23 protein-coding genes are annotated in these 21,515 nt (G+C 63.2%); all 23 read left to right on the plus strand.

Features of this window, described 5'->3' with window-relative positions; genetic code table 11:
- The first annotated feature begins 33 nt into the window (after positions 1–33).
- Positions 34–822: a PFL_4669 family integrating conjugative element protein gene (locus tag KVY02_RS11905; RefSeq protein ID WP_003296450.1), complete on the plus strand. Its 789-nt coding sequence runs from the start codon at positions 34–36 to the stop codon at positions 820–822.
- A complete protein-coding gene (locus KVY02_RS11910) occupies positions 819–1,349 on the plus strand; it encodes a DUF3158 family protein (RefSeq protein ID WP_015879464.1) in 531 nt (176 codons plus the stop codon). Before KVY02_RS11905 ends, KVY02_RS11910 begins: the two co-directional genes overlap by 4 nt.
- 73 nt (positions 1,350–1,422) lie before the next feature.
- Positions 1,423–1,824 carry a single-stranded DNA-binding protein gene (locus KVY02_RS11915; RefSeq protein WP_003296452.1) on the plus strand — a complete coding sequence of 134 codons (402 nt, stop codon included), beginning with the start codon at positions 1,423–1,425 and terminating at the stop codon, positions 1,822–1,824.
- Positions 1,825–2,098: 274 nt separating this feature from the next.
- Positions 2,099–4,108, plus strand: a complete 2,010-nt coding sequence (locus KVY02_RS11920; protein ID WP_106763491.1) for a DNA topoisomerase III — start codon at positions 2,099–2,101, stop codon at positions 4,106–4,108.
- A 351-nt stretch (positions 4,109–4,459) separates the two neighbouring features.
- Positions 4,460–4,771, plus strand: a complete 312-nt coding sequence (locus KVY02_RS11925) for a hypothetical protein (protein ID WP_003296454.1) — start codon at positions 4,460–4,462, stop codon at positions 4,769–4,771.
- Between the two features lie 290 nt (positions 4,772–5,061).
- Positions 5,062–6,654: an ATP-binding protein gene (locus KVY02_RS11930; protein ID WP_106763493.1), complete on the plus strand. Its 1,593-nt coding sequence runs from the start codon at positions 5,062–5,064 to the stop codon at positions 6,652–6,654.
- A gap of 361 nt (positions 6,655–7,015) precedes the next feature.
- Positions 7,016–7,579, plus strand: a complete 564-nt coding sequence (locus KVY02_RS11935; protein ID WP_106763496.1) for a hypothetical protein — start codon at positions 7,016–7,018, stop codon at positions 7,577–7,579.
- Between the two features lie 332 nt (positions 7,580–7,911).
- Positions 7,912–8,124 carry a hypothetical protein gene (locus KVY02_RS11940; RefSeq protein ID WP_106763498.1) on the plus strand — a complete coding sequence of 71 codons (213 nt, stop codon included), beginning with the start codon at positions 7,912–7,914 and terminating at the stop codon, positions 8,122–8,124.
- A gap of 23 nt (positions 8,125–8,147) precedes the next feature.
- On the plus strand, positions 8,148–8,540 hold the full coding sequence (locus KVY02_RS11945) for a hypothetical protein (RefSeq protein ID WP_003296459.1): 393 nt from the start codon (positions 8,148–8,150) through the stop codon (positions 8,538–8,540).
- A 97-nt stretch (positions 8,541–8,637) separates the two neighbouring features.
- Positions 8,638–9,099, plus strand: coding sequence for a hypothetical protein (locus tag KVY02_RS11950; protein WP_058167139.1), 462 nt, complete (start codon positions 8,638–8,640; stop codon positions 9,097–9,099).
- 101 nt (positions 9,100–9,200) lie between these two features.
- Complete coding sequence (locus tag KVY02_RS11955; RefSeq protein ID WP_058167138.1) at positions 9,201–9,863, plus strand: hypothetical protein; 663 nt, start codon at positions 9,201–9,203, stop codon at positions 9,861–9,863.
- Positions 9,864–9,983: 120 nt separating this feature from the next.
- A complete protein-coding gene (locus KVY02_RS11960) occupies positions 9,984–10,727 on the plus strand; it encodes a DUF5983 family protein (protein ID WP_058167137.1) in 744 nt (247 codons plus the stop codon).
- Positions 10,728–11,018: 291 nt separating this feature from the next.
- Positions 11,019–11,831 (plus strand): hypothetical protein, encoded by an 813-nt coding sequence (locus KVY02_RS11965; RefSeq protein ID WP_003296462.1) that lies wholly within the window; start codon positions 11,019–11,021, stop codon positions 11,829–11,831.
- Between the two features lie 592 nt (positions 11,832–12,423).
- Positions 12,424–13,338: a DUF3577 domain-containing protein gene (locus KVY02_RS11970; protein WP_033947817.1), complete on the plus strand. Its 915-nt coding sequence runs from the start codon at positions 12,424–12,426 to the stop codon at positions 13,336–13,338.
- 153 nt (positions 13,339–13,491) lie between these two features.
- Positions 13,492–14,319, plus strand: coding sequence for a DUF932 domain-containing protein (locus KVY02_RS11975; protein WP_003296474.1), 828 nt, complete (start codon positions 13,492–13,494; stop codon positions 14,317–14,319).
- A 98-nt stretch (positions 14,320–14,417) separates the two neighbouring features.
- On the plus strand, positions 14,418–15,104 hold the full coding sequence (locus KVY02_RS11980; RefSeq protein ID WP_058167136.1) for a DUF3275 family protein: 687 nt from the start codon (positions 14,418–14,420) through the stop codon (positions 15,102–15,104).
- 89 nt (positions 15,105–15,193) lie between these two features.
- The gene (locus KVY02_RS11985; RefSeq protein WP_106763501.1) at positions 15,194–15,535 is read left to right on the plus strand and encodes a hypothetical protein; all 342 of its coding nucleotides are present in this window, start codon (positions 15,194–15,196) and stop codon (positions 15,533–15,535) included.
- An 82-nt stretch (positions 15,536–15,617) separates the two neighbouring features.
- Positions 15,618–16,274 carry a hypothetical protein gene (locus tag KVY02_RS11990; protein ID WP_106763503.1) on the plus strand — a complete coding sequence of 219 codons (657 nt, stop codon included), beginning with the start codon at positions 15,618–15,620 and terminating at the stop codon, positions 16,272–16,274.
- A 66-nt stretch (positions 16,275–16,340) separates the two neighbouring features.
- On the plus strand, positions 16,341–17,450 hold the full coding sequence (locus tag KVY02_RS11995) for a DUF6094 domain-containing protein (RefSeq protein WP_058167133.1): 1,110 nt from the start codon (positions 16,341–16,343) through the stop codon (positions 17,448–17,450).
- Between the two features lie 55 nt (positions 17,451–17,505).
- Positions 17,506–17,826, plus strand: coding sequence for a hypothetical protein (locus tag KVY02_RS12000; protein ID WP_015879475.1), 321 nt, complete (start codon positions 17,506–17,508; stop codon positions 17,824–17,826).
- An 86-nt stretch (positions 17,827–17,912) separates the two neighbouring features.
- The gene (locus KVY02_RS12005; RefSeq protein ID WP_106763505.1) at positions 17,913–18,221 is read left to right on the plus strand and encodes a hypothetical protein; all 309 of its coding nucleotides are present in this window, start codon (positions 17,913–17,915) and stop codon (positions 18,219–18,221) included.
- Positions 18,222–18,317: 96 nt separating this feature from the next.
- Positions 18,318–20,603 (plus strand): helicase-related protein, encoded by a 2,286-nt coding sequence (locus KVY02_RS12010; RefSeq protein WP_165794830.1) that lies wholly within the window; start codon positions 18,318–18,320, stop codon positions 20,601–20,603.
- A gap of 130 nt (positions 20,604–20,733) precedes the next feature.
- Complete coding sequence (locus KVY02_RS12015) at positions 20,734–21,513, plus strand: competence protein CoiA (protein WP_232068225.1); 780 nt, start codon at positions 20,734–20,736, stop codon at positions 21,511–21,513.
- Positions 21,514–21,515 lie beyond the last annotated feature (2 nt).

Consider the following 21,515-nt stretch of genomic DNA (forward strand, 5'->3'; position numbering starts at 1 on the left):
CTGACGACTCATTCATCACCGAGAGTCGTCACCATGGCCCAAGAGAACAATGCCACCGAATCCCTTCAGTTGAACCTGGGATCGCTGCGCAGCGCGATGTCCCTGACCCTGCACACCCACCATGCGTCCCGCATCTGGCATGGCCGCGCCCCGGCCGAAGGCAGGCCCGGCATCATCGGCCTCAACGGCTTTGTCTCCATCATGAACAAGCTCAAGCGCGGTGCCGAACAGGACGACCCCTATTCGGACTGGTGGATGCTGCGCATCGAGGACAAGCTATCCACCACCAAGGAACAGCTCCAGACCCTGCGTCAGCAAGTAGACCAGGCACTGGCCGGCGTGCCGCCTGCGTTGAGCCTGGGCGAGAACCTCAACGTCCAGCCGGTCAAGCTGCCGCTGTTCGTGTCCTCGCAGTTGGGCTTCATGGCGGTGTATCTGCTGGCGGACTACGACGATCTTGCCCGACGTCTGATCCTGGCCCACCACACCGCGCTGATCGATCGCTCGACACTCGAACGCTGGCTCAACGACGGCGCGCACTCATTGCGCAGCCTGTTCTCGCTGGCGCAGCAGTACCGGTATTCCGGCACCACGCGCGACGACTTCGCGGCGAAGAATGCCGCAGCACGGGCGGCGCTGGAAAAGTACGGTGAATTGCCCCAGGACGTGCTCGAAGGTACCCGGCGCAGCCGCTTCGCGCCGCCGATCGCACGCCGTGGCCTGCAGCAGCGCACCGCCCCCGAAACCGAACCAGCCAGCGAGCCGGATGCTGCGGCAGACCCCGCCGAAGCAGCCTCATCCGACGAGGGTGAGTCAGCATGACAGTACGCGAACCGAACCAACGCCGGCACTTCCAGCCCCTGGAACAGGCGGACTTCATCCAGTTGGAACAGGCGGGCTATCTAAAAGGCCTTTTAAGGGCTTTTAAGGGTAAAGGGGATCTCGAAGACTGGGTCAACCGGTGTCACGCGCTCAGGGATGAGTTGATTGACCTGGCGCAGCGGCGCGTGCTGGCGCAGGCGCGAGGCTATCCCTTCCGTCTGCTGTCCATTGAACTGGCCCAGCAGCGTACCGGCGCAGGCACGACCTTTCTGCGCTGGCGCAAGCACGACCGCTCGGCGATGGGCGTCGCCCTCTGGCAGGAGGTCATGGCCTCCACGGCCACGCCGGTGAATCTGCTGGAGGATCTGCTCGCGCTGGAACAGCAGCGCATCGCGTTGAACATGCAGATCAGTCTGCTGCATACCCTCGGCCGGCAGGCCCAGGACTGCGCCGGCAAGATGGCCCAGGCCGAGGACGCTTATCTGCGCCGGCTCAAATCCATTCCCGCCGCAATGCACGATCGGTGATTGCGCCAGGCATCCCAGCACGCGCCCGGGGCCGGCTTGGCACGGGCATTTCAACCACCACGGAGATCACAACATGAGCACGCATTTTTCTGGAGAAGGCAACATCGGCTCGCCGCCCGAGTACCGCGAGTTCCCGAATGGCAACGACGAACCCAGTCGCCTGCTGCGCCTGAACGTCTATTTCGACAACCCGGTGCCCAAGAAGGACGGCACCTTCGAGGACCGTGGTGGCTTCTGGGCGCCGGTCGAAATCTGGCACCGCGATGCCGAGCACTGGAAGGATCTGTACCAGAAAGGCATGCGCGTTCTGGTCATCGGCCGCATGGAGCGCGAACCCTGGGAGGACAAGGATGAGAAGCCGCGCGAGACCTGGCAGATCAATGCGCGCAGCGTCGGCATCCTGCCGTACCGGATCGAGTCGGTCACGCTCAGCCCGAAGCCGACATCAGCGGAGCAGCCGCCACCGTCGGAGTAGGCGCATCTCCAGGGGCGAGCCTACCGAGGCTCGCTCCGTCTTCCTGTCTTCGGGAAGCGAGGTTCCACCAACATCCACCGCGTTTTCGCGCGCCCAGCGCAAGAAGCTCCAGTACACATCAACACTTCGCACGCCCAACGCCCCCGGTCGGATATGCCGCCGTTTCCGTGATCAAAGCGGGTGCCTGCACATTCCTCTTGTTTGCGGTGAGGTTCGCAACATCCAGACATGCTGCTGCCCAGATACATCGGCAATGTGATTTGGATGGACAGGCATGCGGCTATTTCTCTGCGAAAAACCTTCGCAAGGCAAGGACATCGGGCGCCTGTTGGGCGCAAGGCAGCGCGGCAATGGTTGCCTCAACGGCCCCGGCGTTGTCGTGACGTGGTGCATTGGCCACCTTGTCGAAGCCGCGCCGCCGGAAGCCTATGACGAACAGCTCAAGCGCTGGACGATCGAGCAACTTCCCATTATTCCCCAGCACTGGCGGGTTGAGGTCAAACCCAAGACCGCAGCGCAATTCAAGGTCGTCAAAGACCTTCTGAGCAAGGCGACCGGACTGGTCATCGCCACCGACGCCGATCGCGAAGGCGAACTGATTGCGCGCGAGATCATCGATCTCTGTGGCTATCGCGGCCCCATTCAACGGCTGTGGTTGTCAGCACTGAACGACGCCTCGATCCATGCCGCGCTCGGCAAGCTGAAGCCTTCGGGCGACACGCTGCCCATGTATCACTCGGCGCTGGCGCGCTCCAGAGCGGACTGGCTGGTGGGGATGAACCTGAGCCGCCTGTTCACCCTCCTGGGGCGCCGGGCCGGCTATGACGGCGTGCTGTCGGTCGGACGCGTGCAGACCCCCACGCTCAGACTGGTGGTCGATCGCGATCGTGAAATCGCGGCCTTCGTCTCCGTCCCGTTCTGGTCCATCGAAGTGGCGCTGTCCTGCACAGGCCAGACATTCACCGCGCAGTGGCTGCCGCCATCGGCCAGTACCGACGATGCAGGCCGTTGCCTGCAGGAGCCTGTTGCGCAGCAGGCGGTGCAGCGCATCCGCGCCGCTGGCGCTGCTCAGATGGTATCGGTCGAGACCGAACGCATGCGCGAAGGCGCGCCATTGCCGTTTGATCTCGGCACCTTGCAGGAAGTGTGTTCCAAGCAGTTCGGCCTCGATGTCCAGGAGACGCTAGAGATCGCCCAATCCCTGTACGAGACGCACAAGGCCACCACCTATCCACGTAGCGACTCCGGCTATCTTCCCGAAAGCATGCATGCCGAAGCGCCCACGGTGCTCGACAGTCTGCTCAAGACCGATCCGAGCCTGCGCCCGATCATCGACCAGCTCGACCGCACCCAGCACTCGCGCGCCTGGAACGACGCCAAGGTATCGGCCCACCACGGCATCATCCCCACGCTCGAACCCGCCAACCTGTCGGCGATGAGCGAGAAGGAACTGGCCGTCTACCGCCTGATCCGCGCCCACTACCTGGCGCAATTTCTTCCGCCGCACGAGTTCGACCGCACGACAGCAAGGTTCTCTTGCGGCGACCAGACATTGCAGGCCGTGGGCAAGCACGTAGTCGTGCCGGGTTGGCGCCTGGTACTGGCCGAGCCGCAACCCGACGATGCCGGCGATGACGCCGCACCCCGCAGCCAGGTGCTGCCAGCGCTACACCAAGGGCTGGCGTGCCAGGTGGCTGGGGTCGATCTGAAGGCGCTCAAGACGCTGCCGCCGCGCCCGTACACCCAAGGTGAGTTGGTCAAGGCGATGAAAAGCGTCGCCAAACTGGTGTCAGACCCACGCCTGAAACAGAAGCTGAAAGATTCCGTGGGCATCGGCACCGAAGCGACCCGCGCCAATATCATCGGCGGCCTGCTGAACCGTGGCTACCTGATCAAGAAAGGACGGGCCATCCGCGCCTCGGATGCCGCCTTCACGCTCATCGACACCGTGCCCGCCGCGATCGCCGATCCCGGCACAACCGCGGTGTGGGAACAGGCGCTCGACATGATCGAAACCGGACAGCTCGCGCTCGATACCTTCATCGACAAGCAGGCGGCCTGGGTCACGCAGTTGATTGCGCAGTACCGTGGCACCTCGCTGTCCATCAAGATTCCCGAGGGGCCAGCATGCCCGCAGTGTGGCGGTGCCACGCGCCAGCGCAGCGGCAAGAGCGGTCCATTCTGGTCCTGCGCGAAATACCCCGACTGCAAGGGAACGCTGCCCATCGAATCGGGCAAGCGTGCCGCGCCGCGCAAGCGCCGCGGTGGCCCGAAGGCCTCCTGAAAGACAGAGAACCCGTCGTCGCGTTGACCACCCCCGGCAACGTGACCACCGCCCCGCAGCCCTGCGAGGCTCCCAGCACGCGATACCTTCTGTTGCGGTGTGCGCGCCCCTTGCGAGGGGCGAGAAGGCCTTTTTTCCTCGAATCACGCACCGCGTATTCCCTCGATCAGTAACAGTCCCGCCCGCTGCGAAGGGTCTCCTGATGCCTTGCCTGCCATGGGGGTCGAGGCATCAGGAGACCCTTCAGGGTTGGCGGTATTCGACACCGGCGCCCACCGGTGAAAAGAACGGGCTCCCTTTGTGCGCGGATGTGCGCCAGACGATGCCGGCCCCAACCACGACAAGGGCCGGGTGAATGCTGAGACAGCGAACGGTTCCACCGACGACCGCAACCTGAACCAGTACACGGGTGGTTTCCTCCTCCAAGCCGAAGGCGGCCAGCCTTCGGCGTGTTTTCTCCTGCGCATCCGCCATGACGACCCGGCAATTCTGCCTCGGTCACACGAACAGGAGACACCCGAACGAATCCTCAACCACAAGCCGGCCGCCGAGGCGCCGCGCTACAAGGCGATTGGCAATTCGATGGCGGTGCCGTGCATGGCCTGGCTGGGCCGGCGCCTGCTGCAGACTCTGGACAACGCGGGGCGCACGACTGCGCATTGATCAGCGACACCACGCAACGGCAGGCGCATTGTCGGGCCTGCATCGCTGATTCGTCAGCCGTTGCCAGCAGCCAGGGTCGTGCAGGCTGCGTCGCGGACCCTCCGCGCCGACCGTCCTTGTCCGCATCGCATCGTGCCGCGGACACGCGCCCATTCCGGGCGTCGATGCTGCTTCTCCCTCGGGCCGACCGGCCCATTCCCCTTCCCACCGGCATCCGCCTGTTCAGTGCCCCGTCGCACCGGGCAGCGCTGTGCCTGTCCGGTGCAAACCATTATCCAAGGAGTCATCTCATGAGAACCCTTCGTCTCAAGACCAACCAGCACAGCCTCATCGCCAATCTGCGCCATGCGTTCAACCAGGGCTCGATGCTGGGCGAACTGTTACAGAACGCCCGCCGCGCCCAGGCCAGCGCGATCCACATCACGGTGAACCAGGACAGCCTGACCATCACCGACGATGGCATCGGCATTAGCGACCTGCAGACCTTGATCTTCATCGCCGAATCCGGCTGGGACAAGCAACTCAAGGCGCGCGAGAACGCCTTCGGCCTCGGTGTGCTCTCGACCTTGTACTTCGCCAAGACTCTGACGGTGCATTCGCGCGACAAACTGTTCAGCGCGCGAACCGCCGAGATCATTGCCGGCGAGCCGATCGAGGAAGACATCGCAGGCTCCCATCTGGAGGGCACCGCCATCCACCTCGAAGGCGTCAAGCCGGTGCAGGCCGGGCAGGATCTGCCCACCTGGGTGGAGCACGAGCTCCAGCGTCTGTGCGAAGCCTTTCCGGTGCCGGTCTGGCTCAACGGCGCTGAAGTGCCACGCCCGTTGGCGAAGCCCGATCTGCACTGGCGCGAGACGTCCATGGGCAAGGTCTTGATCAATCTGTCCGGTACGCGCACGCAGTGGCGCTGCTTTCTTCAGGGACTGCCCATCGGCGGACGACCTATCGACAGGCTGCCCACGAGCCAGGAACGCCAGGTCGTCCTGCTGCCTGACAACACGCTGGCGAAGCTCCCGGATCGGCAGCACCTGCTGAACGAGACGGAAGATCATCCACGTATCCAGGCTGCGGTCGATCAGGCCTACCGCGAGGCACTGATCGAGAAGAAGCAGGCGCTTGCCGCCAGCGACTTCGTCACGCACTACGCGCATGTCTGCCTCAACTCGTCGAACGCCGATCTGCTCAACGACGTGCCCTTCGTTCCTCTGTCCTGGTTCCGGGACTGGGACGAAGAGCCGGCCGGCTATCGTCAATACTGGCGGCGTTATCTGGGCGGAAATGGCGTGATCGCCCAACAGGCCCTGGAAGTGCTTGGTGTCTGGCAGATCGAGCCCGACGACGAAACCGCGCCGACCGCCGAGATCTACCTGGAAGCGGCCAAAGCGTATGTACTCGACGAGCCCGGTCTGGATGACGGCCACTGGCTCAAGCGTCTGATCAAGGTCGTCAGCCCTGAGCAGGTGCGCATCAGAACCGGCACCACCTTGCATCGAGAGGTCAATCCCGGACTTGCCGACTACGAGGTGGAGCTGGAATTGGTCGATACCCTGCATGTCGGGCTGGAGGGCCATCTCGGGACGGTGGAGTACGCAGTGGAGGCCGTGCGCAAGGGATACACGCTCTACCTGACCCCCTCGGCGGGGGCCAGAACCGGGCTGGTCTGCGACTATGTGTTCGACGATCGCTACGGTGAGGATCGTGAAGACGAGGACGCACTCCTGATCGAAACCTTCATCGCCGTAGGCTGCTCGTCATCAGCCGATCGCGTGGTCCAGGCGCTGCTGCCGTACGCGCTGCGCCATGGCGTGCAACCCAAGCTGGCCGGCGCCACCGTGCGCCTGGTCTTCGATGACACCGGCAAATTGCAGGCGGTCACTGCCTGATCGGTGCCATCTCTCCACGCCCCCGATTTCGGGGGCGTTTTTTCTTCTTGTGGGCCGACGAAAAACCGGTTCTCGCTACCGGGTGCGGGCGAATCCGGCTGTGCTGATTTCCCGTTTCCGGATGACGCGGACAGTACCAGAACCGATGCTGGCATCCGCTGTTGCCGACATTGTCGGCTTCGCCAGCAGCCAGGGTTTCAGGCTGCCGTGGAGCTTGCTCCATGCCACCCGCCAGTTCGCCGTCGCATCGCTCGGGCGAACGCTGCCCATGCGGGCATCGATGCCTCTTTCTCCAACCTACGGGATGAGCGCTTCGTCCCGCAGGGGCGTGGCGTTTCCCGACTGATCTCAAGGAATGTCCATGGAAACCATCATCACGCAAGACCGCATCACCCTGAAACACCTCAAGGTCGCGGATTTCGCCAGCGAAGAGACGCTGTGCTTCACTGCCACCGTCCTGTTCGATGGCGTTGCCATTGCCGATGCCCGCAACGACGGGCACGGCGGTTCCACCTTCATCCGCGCACTCGGCGGTCAGGCTGCACGGCTGGCCGAGGCCGAAGCCTTCGCCAGGAGCCTGCCCCCCGACATGCTGAAAGGTGGCATCTCCGGCGAGGACGACGACCCGCTGGTCATCGACATCACGCTCGACTACCTGGTCGATCATCTGGCTGAAGCACAGCATGCCGAGCGCAAGCTGCGCACCGCCTACACCCGCGACATCGCCAACAAGGTGCTGTTCATCAGGGACGGCAAGCTGCTGTTCCTGAAAGGCATCAAGCTCAAGGCCATCGCCGACCGCGCCGGGTACTTCGCGGCGCTGCGCGCACGGCAGGAAACACCCATCGTCATTCTGGCCGAGCTGCCACCAGACGAGGCTTTCGCCTTGTGGAAGCAGCATGTCCTGGGCGGCGAATCGTCCTGATCCCCAAGGCTTCCCGAGCCTCCACAGCCCCGCGATTGCGGGGTTTTTTTCGTCCATCAATCGGGACGCCTCGGATTCCCATTTGCGCATGACGCCGGCGCGGCGCTGGCTGAATCTGCCTGCATGTGTCGCTGACCTGGTCAGCACCATGCCAGCAGCCAGGGTTTCAGGCTGCCGCGGGATTTCCCTCCCGTGCGACCCACACCAGTCCGCCATCGCATCGAGTCCGCGGACGCGCGCCTTCATGGTGCCGATGCCGATTCATCCACCGCCAGCGGGAGCTGCCATCCCGTCAGGGGCAGGGCCGCCTCGCTTCTTAAAGGAGTCCGTCCATGTTCCAGCAAAGCTCGTTCGGCCACTTGGCCCTGATCTACGCAGGCAAACACCTACCCCTCGAAGTGCTTCACAGCGCCGCCGGCCACTACATCGGTACGCGCGACATCGAAGGCCCCGTCTCCCGCGAGTCGGCCGAGTACTTCCGCAGTTCGGCGGCAGCCCAGCGAGCCCTCGACCGAGGCGGCTGGACCCAGCTGCCCACCCCTTGATCCCCATCCATGAGGAGACCGTCATGAATCAGCTTCTACCAACCGACGTCGTCGATCAGATCATGCGTGAAACGCGCCATTTCGAGCGTGCGCCCGAGGCCTTTTTCGAGGCTTGGAAACGCGGTGCGGAAATCGCCGGGCCCGAGTGGTTTGGCGATGGCACCCGCGAAGGCCTGCGCCGTGCCGCCAGCAAGTGGGACTTGCGTCCGAACCTGCTGGAACTCAACGACGCCCTGGGCGTTTTGAGCGGCGGACAGCGCATGTTCCTGTCCGCGATGGTGAGCTTCTACAACTCGCGCGAGGGCGCCGCGATGCTCAAGCGCTGCGGCTTCGAGGGGCTTTCCGACCTCGGTGGCCTGGATCTGGAGCGGCGTCAGGTGATCGCCGATCTGGTACTCAACTACAGCGGCTGGTAGGTCCGAACGACCGACCACCGCCATTTTCTCAACCCCCAGCGAGGGACATCCGTCCCTTCGGGGCGGTGTCCCTCCATTCTTCCCACAGGAGCGACCCATGTCCCGAAATCCATCCTTTGCCGTCGTCCTCGAAGGAGGCCTGGTGCAGGCCATCGTCGTGCAGGACTGGCCCGATCATCTCCCGCTGCCGCCATTCGCGGTAGTGGACTACGACACCGAAGGCGCGGCCGACGACGAAATCGTCTGCTTCGACATCGGCAACTCCGAAGCCGAAGCCCTGTGCCGCAGCAACACCCCCACGGTGTTCGAGTCCTTGCCGGACGCGCTGTCACCACGGGTTGTGCTTGCCGCACTGGGCGAGCCCGTCCTGGATGACGCACCCGAACCGCTGGCGATCGCCCGCCGGGTGCGGCAGAACGTCCTCGATCTGGATGCCCGGATCAACACCAGCGAGCAGGCACCGACGGGCGACGACTACAACGCGCTCTACGTCCTGGCCAACTGCGGCCTGATCGAACTGCTGAAGTCTCTGGGCGACCCCACCGACTTCGGCGAATAGCGCTTTTCCCACCATTGCCCGAAGCCACGGTTTCGGGTTCATCCCCGCGGATGCCATGTCCGCAGGGGCTGGCTCCGCATCACCAACCAGGAGCCACCCCCATGGCAAACAACTACTACGACGCCACCGGCGTCCTCGTTCTCGACCAAGTCACCCCGGTGATTACCGCGCTGTTCGGCGGTTTGAAGCTGGATGCCTCATACCCCGGCAACGGCGAGGTCTACATCGCCCAGATTGCCGAAGACAGCGGCGCGCATTGGGACGATGTCTGCGAAGACCTCGTTGCACTGGCCCAGTCGCTGGGGCTGTCCGTGCCCAGCGAGGGCCCTCCCACGATGGACGACGTTCTGGCCGTGCTTTCCAGGCATTTCGGCACCGACCAGGACGAAGATCTGCAGCACCTGATCGAACACCATCGTTTCGAGGATGACTCGGATCTCGACGCGCTGTTCCTGATCGCCACGCGACTCGACGATGGTCACGGCCTCAAGGAGATTCGCTTCGAGGGTTGCTGGTATTGCAGCAAACCACGCCTCTTCAACTTCGGCGGTGACGGTTCTTTCATCAGCCGCGAGTTCTCGGTCTTCGGTGCCTCCGGTCAGGTGCTCGATCTCGGCAACCGTATCCGGCAAGCCCTTCTGATTCAGAACCTGGAGGCTGCTGCCAATCTGTTCGCCCGGGAAACACAACGCCTGCTCGCCGGCATCACCGACGAAACGCAGCGCCGGCAATTGCAACACCGCCTGTCCGAGCTGTTGAGCTGACAGGCCGCGATACGACGCTTGATCCATACCGGTGCCGCCTGCCGGCACCACTTCCTTTCCCACTGGGTCGATCCCCGGTGGGGGTTGGCCCTGCGTCACCCCTCACCGGAGAATCAAACCATGGACCATTCATCCAATCCTTTCGCCCGCGGCTACTACGGTTTCGAGATTCGGCGCCTTGCCGTCATCAGCTACGACGAGCGCCACCCGCAAACCTTTCTGCCGCTGCATCCATCGCAGGCTCATCTACCCGATGAAAAGGTGGCGTACCAAGCGTGCATCTTCAACGATGATTTCGTGCTGATCACCGAAGGCCAAACGGTGCCCGCCGAACTCGATGCCTTGTGCGGCGGCAGCGGCGCCGTGCAGGCCGTGTACCACAGCATCTATGGCCGAACCCTCGATAGAGGCTTCATCCATGTGGGCGACAGCTACACACTGGAATATGCCCAAGCGGTGGTGCGCAATCTGCAGTTCGAGACGGGCTTCTACAGCCGTGCCTGGGAGATCAGCACGGCCCACATCACCGAAGCATCGGGCCGCTACCTGTGCGAACTGGCGGATATCGCCACACCGAGCGGGTTCCTGTTCGTCGCCTTTCGCATCCCGTACAGCCCAGCCATCGGCGTCAAGCTGATCGCCACACCCTGGACGGATGAGAACCTGATGCACGTCGAAGGCATCACCGCCGAGCAACTGCGCCGGGAGCACCTGTCCAAGGGCATGCCCGAGGATCTGGCCGACGTACTGGCGCTGGCCGGACAGGCTGACGTCAGGGTGCTGGTATTCGATGCTGATGCCAACGAGCTGGACGGTCTGACCGTCTTCGAGGAAGAGGACGACACCCCCTCTGTGGACACCTGACCAGTCATGTCCCCCCGAGCCCCTCCGATGAGGGGCTTTTTTCTGCCTCGGGAATGCGGTGCAGGCCGGTTCGGTTTATCGCAGGCCGGGCCGGCCAGGCTCTGCCATCCTGCTGCCATGTTCGCTGGCGTAGCCGGCAACATCCCAGGCGGTCAAGGCCATCGAGACCGCGGCATGCCGATCGCGTGCTGGCTTTCATCCTCTTCTGGACGCACCGCGTCCATCCAATCCACCCACTTGGGACAACCCGCCCCCTGTGGCCAGGAAGTCCCTTTTTTCTGGAGATTTCCCATGGACCATCAACTCATTCGTCAACAACTCCCGACGCTGGTTTCCGGCCATGTGCCGTCCAATGCCCGCGGCTTCAAGTTCGTCATCTTCGACGGTGAGCCCAAGGTATCGACGATGGGCTTCCATATCGATCCCAAGCCTTTTGAAGGCAAGGTCATCGCGAGCACAGACGAGGCCATTGTCGTCAAGACCGGACGCACCCAGTTCATGGTGCTCGACCGGTCGCGCGTGACCGAGGAACCCGACGAAGGTGCCAAGGTACAGGTCGAGCCTTATGCCAGACGCCGCTTCGACGGCTTGCGAGCGGATACCCCCGAGGAACGCACCGAGTACACCCACGACGGCCAGCCCTACAAGCTGCAGACGTTCGTGCTCGGTTCGGCTCCGGCGAAACTGCCGGTCCCGCAGCCGCGCTGCCTGGAACTGCAGCAACTCATCGAGCAGTTGGAAACGCTGCCGGCGCCCGACGGCTACCGGCGCATCACGCACCTGTTGGTCGATGCTGGCGCGTGCGACTTCACTTGGGTCGATCCACTGCCCAAGGACATCATCGCCACGCCGCCGGCCATCAGTTTCAACGTGGTCACGGCGAAGTTCCAGGGGCGCGTCACCGTGCTGTACGAACGAGGCGACGATCTCTATGCGGTGGAACTGCACCGCGACGGTGAGCTGGTGGAGCGCGTGGATGAGGTGTTCTTCGATGACCTCGGCAACACGTTGGAACGCCTGATCGACGATGGCAGTTGGCGCCAGATTCGCGTCAGCACCGTGCAGAAGCCCGCACGGCGCAAGCCGCGGGCGGTATCCGCATGACTGCGCGAAGCGGCTGAGTCCGTCGGCGGCATTTCGTCCTTTCCGCACCGCCTTGTCGGAGCATTCATCCACCACGGCACTTGCCCCGGAAACTGGCCTCGCGCCAGCTTCCGGGGCTGTGCCTATCTGCTGGGAAATATCTCATGACCGTGTCGGCAGAACACTGAACCTGCCTCAGCCCCCCGGTTCCGCCGCGAGTGCGCACTTAGCTGGCCTGTTTTACCGAACGCCAGGACGACCTGTCCGACCCTGCCGAAGAGACCATCGGCTGCTATTGCGGCGATTGAATGCGGTCAGGCGACAGTACTCATTCCCGATGGTGTGCGAAGCCGCGCGGTGTGAGGCTTGCCCCATGCTTGCTGACGTTGTCAGCGACATGCCAGGCAACCATCGGTCTTCGAGGTTGCGGCGCGGCACCCGCCGCGTGACCGAGCCAGTTCGCAACGCATCCCTCCGTGCGAACGACCATCGGCTTGCCGGTGGTGGATGCACCTTCCTAGTCCATTCGCCTTATCAACCCACCGCGGGGTTACGCACCCCCCGCGCAGTCGGGTCCGGTGTGTCTCCGCTTCATTCCCATTGGAGATTCACCATGACCAATACGACTTCCAACGCGAAGAGCTACTTCGATCTTCACACCGAGGGCTACGCCCGCTTGCAGCGTGTCCGGGAGGTTCCTGTCCGTGGTGGCCGCCGTGCGCAGCCGTTCCTGGCTTGCACTGTCGCCGCACTCGTCGGGTCCGCCAAAGACCCCGTCACCCGCTACTTCGACGTCAAAGTCTCCGGTGCCGACGCCAAGAAATTGGTCGAGAGTTACATCGGCGTCGATGACCCGAGGCAGCGTCCGCTGGTCAAGTTCCGGATCGGCGATCTCTGGGGCGATGCCTTCATGCGCACCAGCGGCGACCGCAAGAATCAGCCGGCGGCCAGTCTCAAGGGCCGACTGTTGAAAGCCGAACTGATCGATCGTGCCGAACTGGCGCAGATCGAGCAGTACGAGCTGATCACCCGGGGTATCGGTTATCTCAACCGTCCGCGCGAGGTTACGCCGAAGGATGGCGATCCGTTCCTGTCGTGCTCCATCGGGGCGCTGGCCGGCCCGGTCGATGAGCCGGATTACCGGTACATCAACACCATCGTCGCCACTGCGGACGCCCAGCATCTGGTGCGCCGCTGCGTACAGGCCATCGAGGCCGAGCGCAAGGTGCTGATCGCCTTCCGTCTCAACGACATGAAGGCCGATGCGTACCTCCGCACCAAGGGCGAGCGTGCCGGCGAACCGGCGGCGAGCCTGGAATCCAAGCTGATCCACATCGGCCTGATCAAGATCGATGGCCAGCAGGTCTTTCCGGCCGCCGCACCGGCGCCCGTTTCCGAGGACGCTGCGGCGACCGAGGATGCGGATACCGCCGATGGCACCGTCGAGGCGCCGACCGCCGAGTCCGTTCAGGACGAACCCGTGCCGGCACCCGAGGCCGAGGAACCCGCACTCGCGGCTTCCTTCTGATCCACCCCCGCAAGGCCCCATTCCGGGGTCTTGCTTCTTATCCCCAACCTGCCTGCAGGCCACTGACGTGGCGCGTGGGCGTTCGTCTTTTCATCCCCGCAGTCCGTTCCGCACCGTGCGGATTCGGCTGCATAACAATCCCAGGAGAATGCCATGTCTCTCGCATCCCGTTTCGCACCGCGCTCACCGGTACTGCGCTCGGACCGTCCTCTGTTGGACGACCAGATTCGCGCCGTGGTGCCGTCGATCTTTGCGGAAACACCGCACGAAAGCCGTTCCCAGCGGTACAGCTACATCCCGACGGCCACCGTGCTGTCGGAACTTCGTCAGGAGGGATTCCTGCCCTTCATGGTGTGCCAAACACGTGTCCGCAACGAGGACCGCCGCGAGTACACCAAACACCTGATCCGCCTTCGCCACGCCAGCCAGATCAATGGCGACGAAGCCAACGAGATCATCTTGTTGAACTCGCACGATGGCACCAGCAGCTATCAGATGCTGGCAGGTCAGTTTCGATTCGTCTGCCAGAACGGGCTGGTCTGCGGCGACACGTTCGCGGACATCCGCGTGCCTCACAAGGGCGATGTCGCGGGCCAGGTCATCGAAGGTGCCTACGAAGTCCTGAAAGGCTTCGAGCGGGTGCAGGAAGCGCGCGAGAGCATGCGCGCGATCACGCTGGAGGCTGGGGAGGACGACGTTTTCGCCCGTTCGGCCCTGGCGCTCAAGTACGACGATCCGGACAAGCCCGCGCCTGTCACGGAGAGTCAGTTGTTGGTTCCCAGACGCTGGGACGATCGCAAGAGCGACCTCTGGTCGATCTTCAACCGCGTCCAGGAAAACCTCGTCAAGGGAGGGCTGACCGGACGCACTGCGAACGGCCGCCGCCAGCGTACCCGCCCTGTACAGGGTATCGATCAGAACCTGCGCCTGAACCGCGCCCTCTGGATGCTCGCCGAAGGCATGCGCCAGTTGAAGTCCTGAGCCACTACTCGGACCTCGCCCGTCAGGGCGGGTCCATTTTCTTCCTGACCCGTTGCGCGCCGCGCAAGACGGTTCCATTCATCACAAGGAGATATGCCATGGCTACAGCAGCCGTTCAATCCGATCCGCCCCTCATCGTCCGCGGCCAACTCGCCATCCGCACCATCCCGGGCCGCAACGGTCGGTTCACGGTCGGTCGCCTCACGACCCGCCTTGGACTGTTCCATGTGAAAGACCCGGAACTGGAGCAGTACCCCGAAGGGAAGTACGACGGTGAGTTCGTCATCCGCTACATCTATCCGAAGGCCTATCCGGTTGGCGATGGCATGCGCTTTGAAATCCGCGCCAACCTGGACGGCATGACCCTGTCGGGCATCGACAAGCTGAGCAAGGCCGAGGCTCGCGCCTTCGCCGCACAGGACGTCGATCCGCTCGATGAAGAGCTGGGCACGCCACCGGCGACAACGCCGGCAACAGCCGAGAAATCCAAGTCCCGGTCCAAGCCGGAGCCTGCGCCCGTGCAGGCATCGAAGGACCCGCTGGTCGATACCACGCCATTCGGCGTCGATACGCCGTCCGCCACCGTGGCCGCTTCGGATAGTCCCGAGAGCGACGACGCGGCGCTGTTCGGCATTCTCTGGCCGTTGGAAGAGTCGGTGAAACTTGACTCGACCATCGATCGCCGCACCCTGCGTCTGCAGATCGCGCGGCTCAACCAGTTGGGCTATGCCTTCGACGCCACGGCCCAGCAATGGAACCTGCAACTCGAACCGCAGGCTGCCTGATCGTCCTGCCGCATCCGCGGCATTTCATCCACCCGCCGGGGCAGCCCCGATGGGGAGGTTCCCGGCTATTTCAATCGAGGAGCTTCACCATGAGTCGGCACTACTTCGACACATTTCACAAAGGATTTTCCGTCACCGTACTACTCGGCTGGGATCGGCCGATGAACTACTTCTTCTTGGTCATCGAGAAGCCAACCGAGTTGATCGACGACACCATGAAGGTCGAGAGCGACGACTTCTTGTACAGCAATCTGCACGAGAGCGATCCGTTCAACCATGACCTGGACTACTACCGTGAGGTCTTGCGTCATTTTCAGATCCTTGTGCCGGAAAGCCTGTTCATCGAGGTCCAGCACGACGCTGAAAGGAATGTCGGCAACCGCGTAGTCAAGCATCAGGCCGACGGTTCGTTCACCGAACGTGAACTCTGAGTAGTCCGCGTTCTTTCATCCCTAACGGGGCATTCACTGCCCCTGCGGGTGGTGGTGCCCCTCACTCATTGAGGACTCCACCATGTCTGCATCTTCATCCCCACAGCTGCTGTACCGCATCGACGAATGCGGCGACGTGATGGCCGATGCCTGCGTCTGCGGCGAAGACGGCGATCTGGTCTTTCTGTCGGTCTGGGCGCGGGACACCGCGATCCAGCAGTTTCTCGCCCGGCTCACCTTGGGCCGCGACGAGGATGGACTGGACCAGTTCCATCTCATCACCGACCAGGGCGGCTCCGTGCCCGTGTTCGTTCCCTCGGTCGAGCGTCTGGAAAAGCGCTTGACCCGCAGCTATCGCCGCACCCTGTTCGGGTCGCTCGTCAATCTCTGGCTGTTCGATCGGCGCTGCATCCGGCCGGACAAGGCCACCACCAGCGCGCTCGCACTGTTGCCGCGCGCGGCGGCCGATCCTACGTCGCGCCTCTGGCTGCTCGTCAAGGAGACGTGCCCGCTGCCCTTGCTGGATCACTGGCAAGGGACGGTGCTGGCACTGCTGCGAGACCGCGACATGCTCCGCGACCTGCCGACGGCCCTCGGGCCGCTGCGTGGATTTCGTCTGGGGCTGGACGTGCCAGCGCTCACCGAAGCGCTGGGCAGCCTGATCCGCCAGGGCGTACTGACCGCCCATCCGCTCCCGCAGCCGGCGACCACCCAACGGTCGCTGGAAGCGGTGGCCTGACCCACGGCAGGTGCGTGTGACCGACACGCACCCGCTTTCCTTCATCCCCGCTACAGGAGATTTCTTATGGCACTCATGTTCCCGCGGCTCGCCCGCAACTTCATCAAGGCTGGATATTTTCCGACCGACGAGCCCACGCTCGAAAGAGCGCTCAGCGCACTGGCGCCCGGCGACGGGCCGATGTGCATTCTCGATCCTTGTGCAGGCGAAGGCGTCGCCATCGCGGAGGCTGCGCATGCCCTCGGGCGTGACCAGGTCACCGCCTATGCGGTGGAGTTCGACCCGGAGCGCGCCAACCATGCGCGTCTGCTCGTCGATCACTGCATCCAGGGCGACCTCATGGACACCTTGATCGCACGCCAGAGCTTCGGTTTGCTGTGGCTCAACCCGCCATACGGGGATCTGTCCAAGGATGCGAACGGCAACATCGGCTACGACGGCAAGGGCCGCGCACGGCTGGAAAAGCTGTTCTATCAGCGCACGCTGCAACTGCTGCAGTACGACGGCATCTTGGTTTTCATCGTCCCGCACTACGTGCTTGACCAGGAACTGGTCGGTTGGCTCACGCGGCACTTTGCCGATCTGCGCATCTACCGAGCGGTGGATACGCAGTTCAAGCAGGTGGTCGTGTTCGGTCGCCGGGTCCGCCAGCGCGAGCTGGTGGGCGATGAGGTCAAGAACGTCCGTGCTCGCCTGTTGCAGATCGGGCAAGGCGACCTGGAAGCGGAGGAACTGCCACCCGCGTGGCCATCGCTTCCGTATGCCGTCCCTGTCGCCCAGCACGAGCCGGAGCATTTCTACCGTCTGAGCATGGAGCCGGCGCAGTTCGCCGACGAAGTGCAGCGCCTGCATGGCCTGTGGCCGTCGTTCGAGACCCATCTGGGCGCCGCCCAGCAGTCCTTGCGCCGCCCGGCGCGCGCATTGTCCCAGTGGCACCTGGCACTGGCCCTCGCGGCCGGCGCGATCTCCGGTGTCGTGCAGTCGAAGAACGGCCGCACCCTGGCCGTGAAAGGCGACACCTACAAGCAGAAGGCGACGACCACCGAATATCGCGAGCGCGATGACGGTTCAATCGCAGAGACACGCATCCTCACCGACAAGTTTGTCCCCGTGATTCGTGCCTGGGACTTGTCCCCGGACTCGGCCACCCTCGGCCGGATTCTCACCATCCACTGATCGCATCGGGCGGCTCGCCGCCTTGCTTCATTCATCCACCAGAAGGAGAACTCCCATGCTTTCGCGTTTGTTCGCGCGGCGCGAGCCGCAAGCCCGTCCGTTGTTCGCCCTCGGTTCGCTGAGGCTGAGCGAGAAGGTGCACTGGTTGGCCAGCAAAGGCCTCATCGATCCCTTGCCTTATGTGCAGCGCCATGTGCGAGGCGATTGGGGCGATGTCGACGAGACCACCCGCCAGGTCAATGATGTGGCACTCGACCAGGACAATCCCATGATCTCTCGCTACAGGATCACGCCGCAGCTGCTGCTGATCGTGATGACCAGCGAGGATCACCGCACCACCGTGGTCCAACTGCCCGAAGAGCAGTCCTCGATCTAGCACCAGCCCATTTCATCCACCCACCGGGGTCATGTCGCCCCGATGGGGACGCCATGGCCCTTTCTTTCATCGAAGGAGCTATCACCATGGCAACTGTAATGTCCATCAGCGCGGCCCCCAATCTGCGCTTCTCGCCGGGTGCGACGGTCATGACCGTCGGCGTGGCCAATCTGGTCGAACAGGGACGGCTCAACCCGAGCCCGTACCTTCGCCGCCACCTCAGCGGCGACTGGGGCGACCTCGACGAGGACGATCGGCGATCGAACGATGCCGCGCTGGCATCGGGCGAGGCCCGGTTGCTCTCTTCGTACCAGGTCGATCCCGATCTGAAACTCTGGATCATCACTGAGTGGGACCGCAGCGTCACGACGCTGTTGTTACCCAGCGAGTATTGATTTCCGGGCGGCTGCGCGCCGTCCACCCACCTTCACCCCCAGGGGCATACATCGCCCCTGGGGGCGGTGCATGCCCCATTTTTTTGGAGCATCACCATGACCATGCAACTCGAAGCGGCCCCCGCCGCACCTTCCATGCCCGCCACGGGCGATCTGTTCAACCCTGCGGACAGCGAAAGCGATCTGTCTTTCAGCCTGCAGGATTTCGTCACCGAGTTTGGGGATGAGTTACTCGACTCCCTCAACCGGGCCAACCCGCCCGTTTACAACGGTGTGCCGCGCGCCAACCGCCAGCTCGTCCTCGCCAGCCTCAAGCGGCAGCTGTTCCCCGCCCAGGCCGAGGTCGTCCATGCGGCCGCCGAACTGCTCGTCAATCAGGGCGAGCGCGCGGCCATCGTCAATGGCGAGATGGGGACGGGAAAAACCACCGTCGGCATCGCGCTAGGGGCGGTGCTCAACGCGGAAGGCTATCGCCGCACGCTCGTCCTCAGCCCGCCCCATCTAGTCTACAAATGGCGGCGCGAGATCCTCGAAACCGTCGCCGGTGCGAAAGTCTGGGTGCTCAACGGCCCGGACACATTGCTCAAGTTGATCAAGCTGCGCGAGCAGTTGAACGTGCCGGCCGAAGGGCAGGAGTTCTTCATCATCGGCAGGGTCAGAATGCGGATGGGATTCCACTGGAAGCCCGCCTTCGTCCGCAAACGCACCCGTTACGGCATGGTCGGCGCCTGCCCGCACTGCGGGACGATGGTCACTGATCTCGACGGCGAGCCGGTCAGTGCTCTGGAGCTGGAGGCGGAAGAAACCCGCCGCAAGTGCCATGTCTGCGACGGCGCACTCTGGACGCTGATGCGGCCACGTAGCCTGTCGGGCAGTGATCAGTCCTCGGCGGTGCTGCGTGCGCTGAAGAGAATCCCGACCATCGGCGAGGCCACGGCCAACAAGCTGATGAAGACCTTCGGCGATTCGTTCCTGGCGTCGATGCTCGGCGACAACCTGCACAACTTCATCAACCTGATGGACGAGCGCGGGGAGTTGGTGTTTTCCGACCGGCAGGCGCAGCGCATGGAACGCGCCATGTCCTCAATGGAGTTCGGCTTCGGAGAAGGCGGCTATCAGCCCTCGGAATATGTGAAGCGGTATCTGCCGCAAAGCACCTTCGACTTGCTCATCGCAGATGAAGCCCATGAATACAAAACGGGTGGATCGGCGCAGGGCCAGGCGATGGGCGTCATCGCAGCCAAGGCACGCAAGACCGTACTGCTAACCGGTACCCTCATGGGGGGCTATGCAGACGATCTCTTTCATTTGCTGTTCCGGGCCTTGCCCGCGAGGATGATCGAAGATGGTTACCGCCCGAGCGCCAGCGGCAGCATGAATGCCGCTGCCATGGCGTTTATGAGGGACCATGGTGTCCTCAAGGACATCTATTCCGAGAGCAACGGGCCGGCCCACAAGACCGCCAAAGGCTCGAAGATCACCGTCAGAACGGTCAAGGCACCCGGGTTCGGGCCGAAAGGCGTACTGCGCTGCGTGCTGCCGTACACGATCTTCCTCAAGCTCAGAGACATCGGCGGCGTGCTGCCGCCGTATGACGAAGAGTTCCGGGAGGTCGCCATGGATGCCGGGCAGGCCGACGCCTACCGCAATCTGGCCGCCAGCCTGACGGCGGAACTCAAGGAGGCCCTGCGCAAGCGGGATACCACCTTGCTGGGCGTAGTCCTCAATGTGCTGTTGGCGTGGTCCGACTGCTGCTTCCGGGCAGAAACCGTGCGCCACCCGCGTACGCGCCAGGTCCTGGCCTTCACACCGGCCCAGTTCAACGAGCTGGAGATCATGCCGAAAGAGCGTGAGCTGATCGACATCTGCCGCGAGGAGAAAGCCGCGGGTCGTAAGACCCTGGTGTACTCCGTCTACACCGGCACGCGCGATACCACCAGCCGTTTGAAGATGTTGCTGGAGCAAGAGGGTTTTCGGGTGGCGGTACTGCGCGCAAGCGTGGATGCCTCTCGCCGCGAAGACTGGATTGCCGAGCAGCTCGATCGCGGGATCGACGTCCTCATCACGAATCCGGAACTGGTGAAAACCGGCCTGGATTTGCTGGAGTTCCCCACGATTGTGTTCATGCAGTCGGGGTGGAACATCTACACGTTGCAACAAGCCGCGCGCCGGTCATGGCGGATCGGCCAGAAGCAGCATGTGAAGGTGATCTACCTGGGGTATGCGGCCACGTCGCAGATGACGTGCTTGGCCCTGATGGCGAAGAAGATCCTGGTATCGCAGAGCACCTCCGGCGACGTCCCGGAATCGGGGCTGGATGTGCTCAACCAGGACGGCGATTCGATCGAGGTCGCCCTGGCCCGGCAACTCGTCGCGGCCTGATACTCTCGTTCATGCCGGCGTCCCTCTGGGCGCCGGCTTTTTTTATTCCTGCACAGTACCTTCAATCGTCGCCATGACGCCCAGCGTCGGGGTCGTTAAACTGGGCGGACATACGCAGATCTCGAGGGGCATGATGGTCATGGTGATCGAAGCAGCCTACGCGAATGGCACTGGCGTCGCGAATGCACTGCGCATGTCGCAGGCCCAGTGGCTGGGGCTGCAACGGAACTATCACGTCGGCGATCTGCTAATGCCATGCTGCAATGCTCCAGCCGTCCCCAAGATCAGTGCCAATGGCCATCCTTTCTTCGCGCATCTAAGCGGTGCCTGCAGCACTTCCGAAGAAAGCCAGTGGCACCTCGCGGCCAAGATACTGGTGCGCAGCGTTTTGGAGGATCTTGGTTGCCGAGCCTCGGTTGAGGTTCCAGGGAGCAGCGAAACCAGCCGCTGGAAAGCCGATGTCTGGGGCGAGCGTGGCGAGGCCAAGTTGGCTATCGAGATCCAAAGGTCATATCAGTCGCTGCGTGACTACCGTACCCGGCAAAAGAAATATCGGGCCGAGGGCATCAAGGCGCTTTGGTTGCTAAGACAAGAGAGATACAGCACTCTCACGAGGAGCATGAGCAAGGAGCGACTGCGGACCGAGTTCGGAGGAAAATTCCCTCCAGCCGGGCACTTCGGCCCATGTCTCGCAGATGTGCCTATAGCAATGCTCGAGTTGGAGCCGACCACCACGATCACAGGTGCTGGATTTTTCACCGCCAGTCTTCCGGATTTACTCGAAGCAGTGCTTAGTGATCGCTTTCTTTGCGTAGATGGTCTTTGGTGCATCGACAACCTAGATGCGATGTCTCGTGCCGCCCAACTTGCGCGCGAACGTGCCGCAGCCCAGCGCGCGGCAGATATTTAGTT

It is taken from the genome of Halomonas sp. 18071143 (genome assembly GCF_019211725.1).
Lineage (GTDB): Bacteria > Pseudomonadota > Gammaproteobacteria > Pseudomonadales > Halomonadaceae > Vreelandella > Vreelandella stevensii.

What these genes read in the sequence shown, in the direction of transcription:
- KVY02_RS11970 (WP_033947817.1), top strand. Translation starts at nt 12,424, where the DNA reads ATGACCAATACGACTTCCAACGCGAAGAGCTACTTCGATCTTCACACC.
- KVY02_RS12010 (WP_165794830.1), top strand. Translation starts at nt 18,318, where the DNA reads ATGACCATGCAACTCGAAGCGGCCCCCGCCGCACCTTCCATGCCCGCC.
- KVY02_RS11980 (WP_058167136.1), top strand. Translation starts at nt 14,418, where the DNA reads ATGGCTACAGCAGCCGTTCAATCCGATCCGCCCCTCATCGTCCGCGGC.
- KVY02_RS11940 (WP_106763498.1), top strand. Translation starts at nt 7,912, where the DNA reads ATGTTCCAGCAAAGCTCGTTCGGCCACTTGGCCCTGATCTACGCAGGC.
- KVY02_RS11960 (WP_058167137.1), top strand. Translation starts at nt 9,984, where the DNA reads ATGGACCATTCATCCAATCCTTTCGCCCGCGGCTACTACGGTTTCGAG.
- KVY02_RS11955 (WP_058167138.1), top strand. Translation starts at nt 9,201, where the DNA reads ATGGCAAACAACTACTACGACGCCACCGGCGTCCTCGTTCTCGACCAA.
- KVY02_RS11915 (WP_003296452.1), top strand. Translation starts at nt 1,423, where the DNA reads ATGAGCACGCATTTTTCTGGAGAAGGCAACATCGGCTCGCCGCCCGAG.
- KVY02_RS11945 (WP_003296459.1), top strand. Translation starts at nt 8,148, where the DNA reads ATGAATCAGCTTCTACCAACCGACGTCGTCGATCAGATCATGCGTGAA.
- KVY02_RS11935 (WP_106763496.1), top strand. Translation starts at nt 7,016, where the DNA reads ATGGAAACCATCATCACGCAAGACCGCATCACCCTGAAACACCTCAAG.
- KVY02_RS11965 (WP_003296462.1), top strand. Translation starts at nt 11,019, where the DNA reads ATGGACCATCAACTCATTCGTCAACAACTCCCGACGCTGGTTTCCGGC.
- KVY02_RS12000 (WP_015879475.1), top strand. Translation starts at nt 17,506, where the DNA reads ATGCTTTCGCGTTTGTTCGCGCGGCGCGAGCCGCAAGCCCGTCCGTTG.
- KVY02_RS12015 (WP_232068225.1), top strand. Translation starts at nt 20,734, where the DNA reads ATGATGGTCATGGTGATCGAAGCAGCCTACGCGAATGGCACTGGCGTC.
- KVY02_RS11990 (WP_106763503.1), top strand. Translation starts at nt 15,618, where the DNA reads ATGTCTGCATCTTCATCCCCACAGCTGCTGTACCGCATCGACGAATGC.
- KVY02_RS11975 (WP_003296474.1), top strand. Translation starts at nt 13,492, where the DNA reads ATGTCTCTCGCATCCCGTTTCGCACCGCGCTCACCGGTACTGCGCTCG.
- KVY02_RS11920 (WP_106763491.1), top strand. Translation starts at nt 2,099, where the DNA reads ATGCGGCTATTTCTCTGCGAAAAACCTTCGCAAGGCAAGGACATCGGG.
- KVY02_RS11905 (WP_003296450.1), top strand. Translation starts at nt 34, where the DNA reads ATGGCCCAAGAGAACAATGCCACCGAATCCCTTCAGTTGAACCTGGGA.
- KVY02_RS11995 (WP_058167133.1), top strand. Translation starts at nt 16,341, where the DNA reads ATGGCACTCATGTTCCCGCGGCTCGCCCGCAACTTCATCAAGGCTGGA.
- KVY02_RS12005 (WP_106763505.1), top strand. Translation starts at nt 17,913, where the DNA reads ATGGCAACTGTAATGTCCATCAGCGCGGCCCCCAATCTGCGCTTCTCG.
- KVY02_RS11950 (WP_058167139.1), top strand. Translation starts at nt 8,638, where the DNA reads ATGTCCCGAAATCCATCCTTTGCCGTCGTCCTCGAAGGAGGCCTGGTG.
- KVY02_RS11910 (WP_015879464.1), top strand. Translation starts at nt 819, where the DNA reads ATGACAGTACGCGAACCGAACCAACGCCGGCACTTCCAGCCCCTGGAA.
- KVY02_RS11985 (WP_106763501.1), top strand. Translation starts at nt 15,194, where the DNA reads ATGAGTCGGCACTACTTCGACACATTTCACAAAGGATTTTCCGTCACC.
- KVY02_RS11930 (WP_106763493.1), top strand. Translation starts at nt 5,062, where the DNA reads ATGAGAACCCTTCGTCTCAAGACCAACCAGCACAGCCTCATCGCCAAT.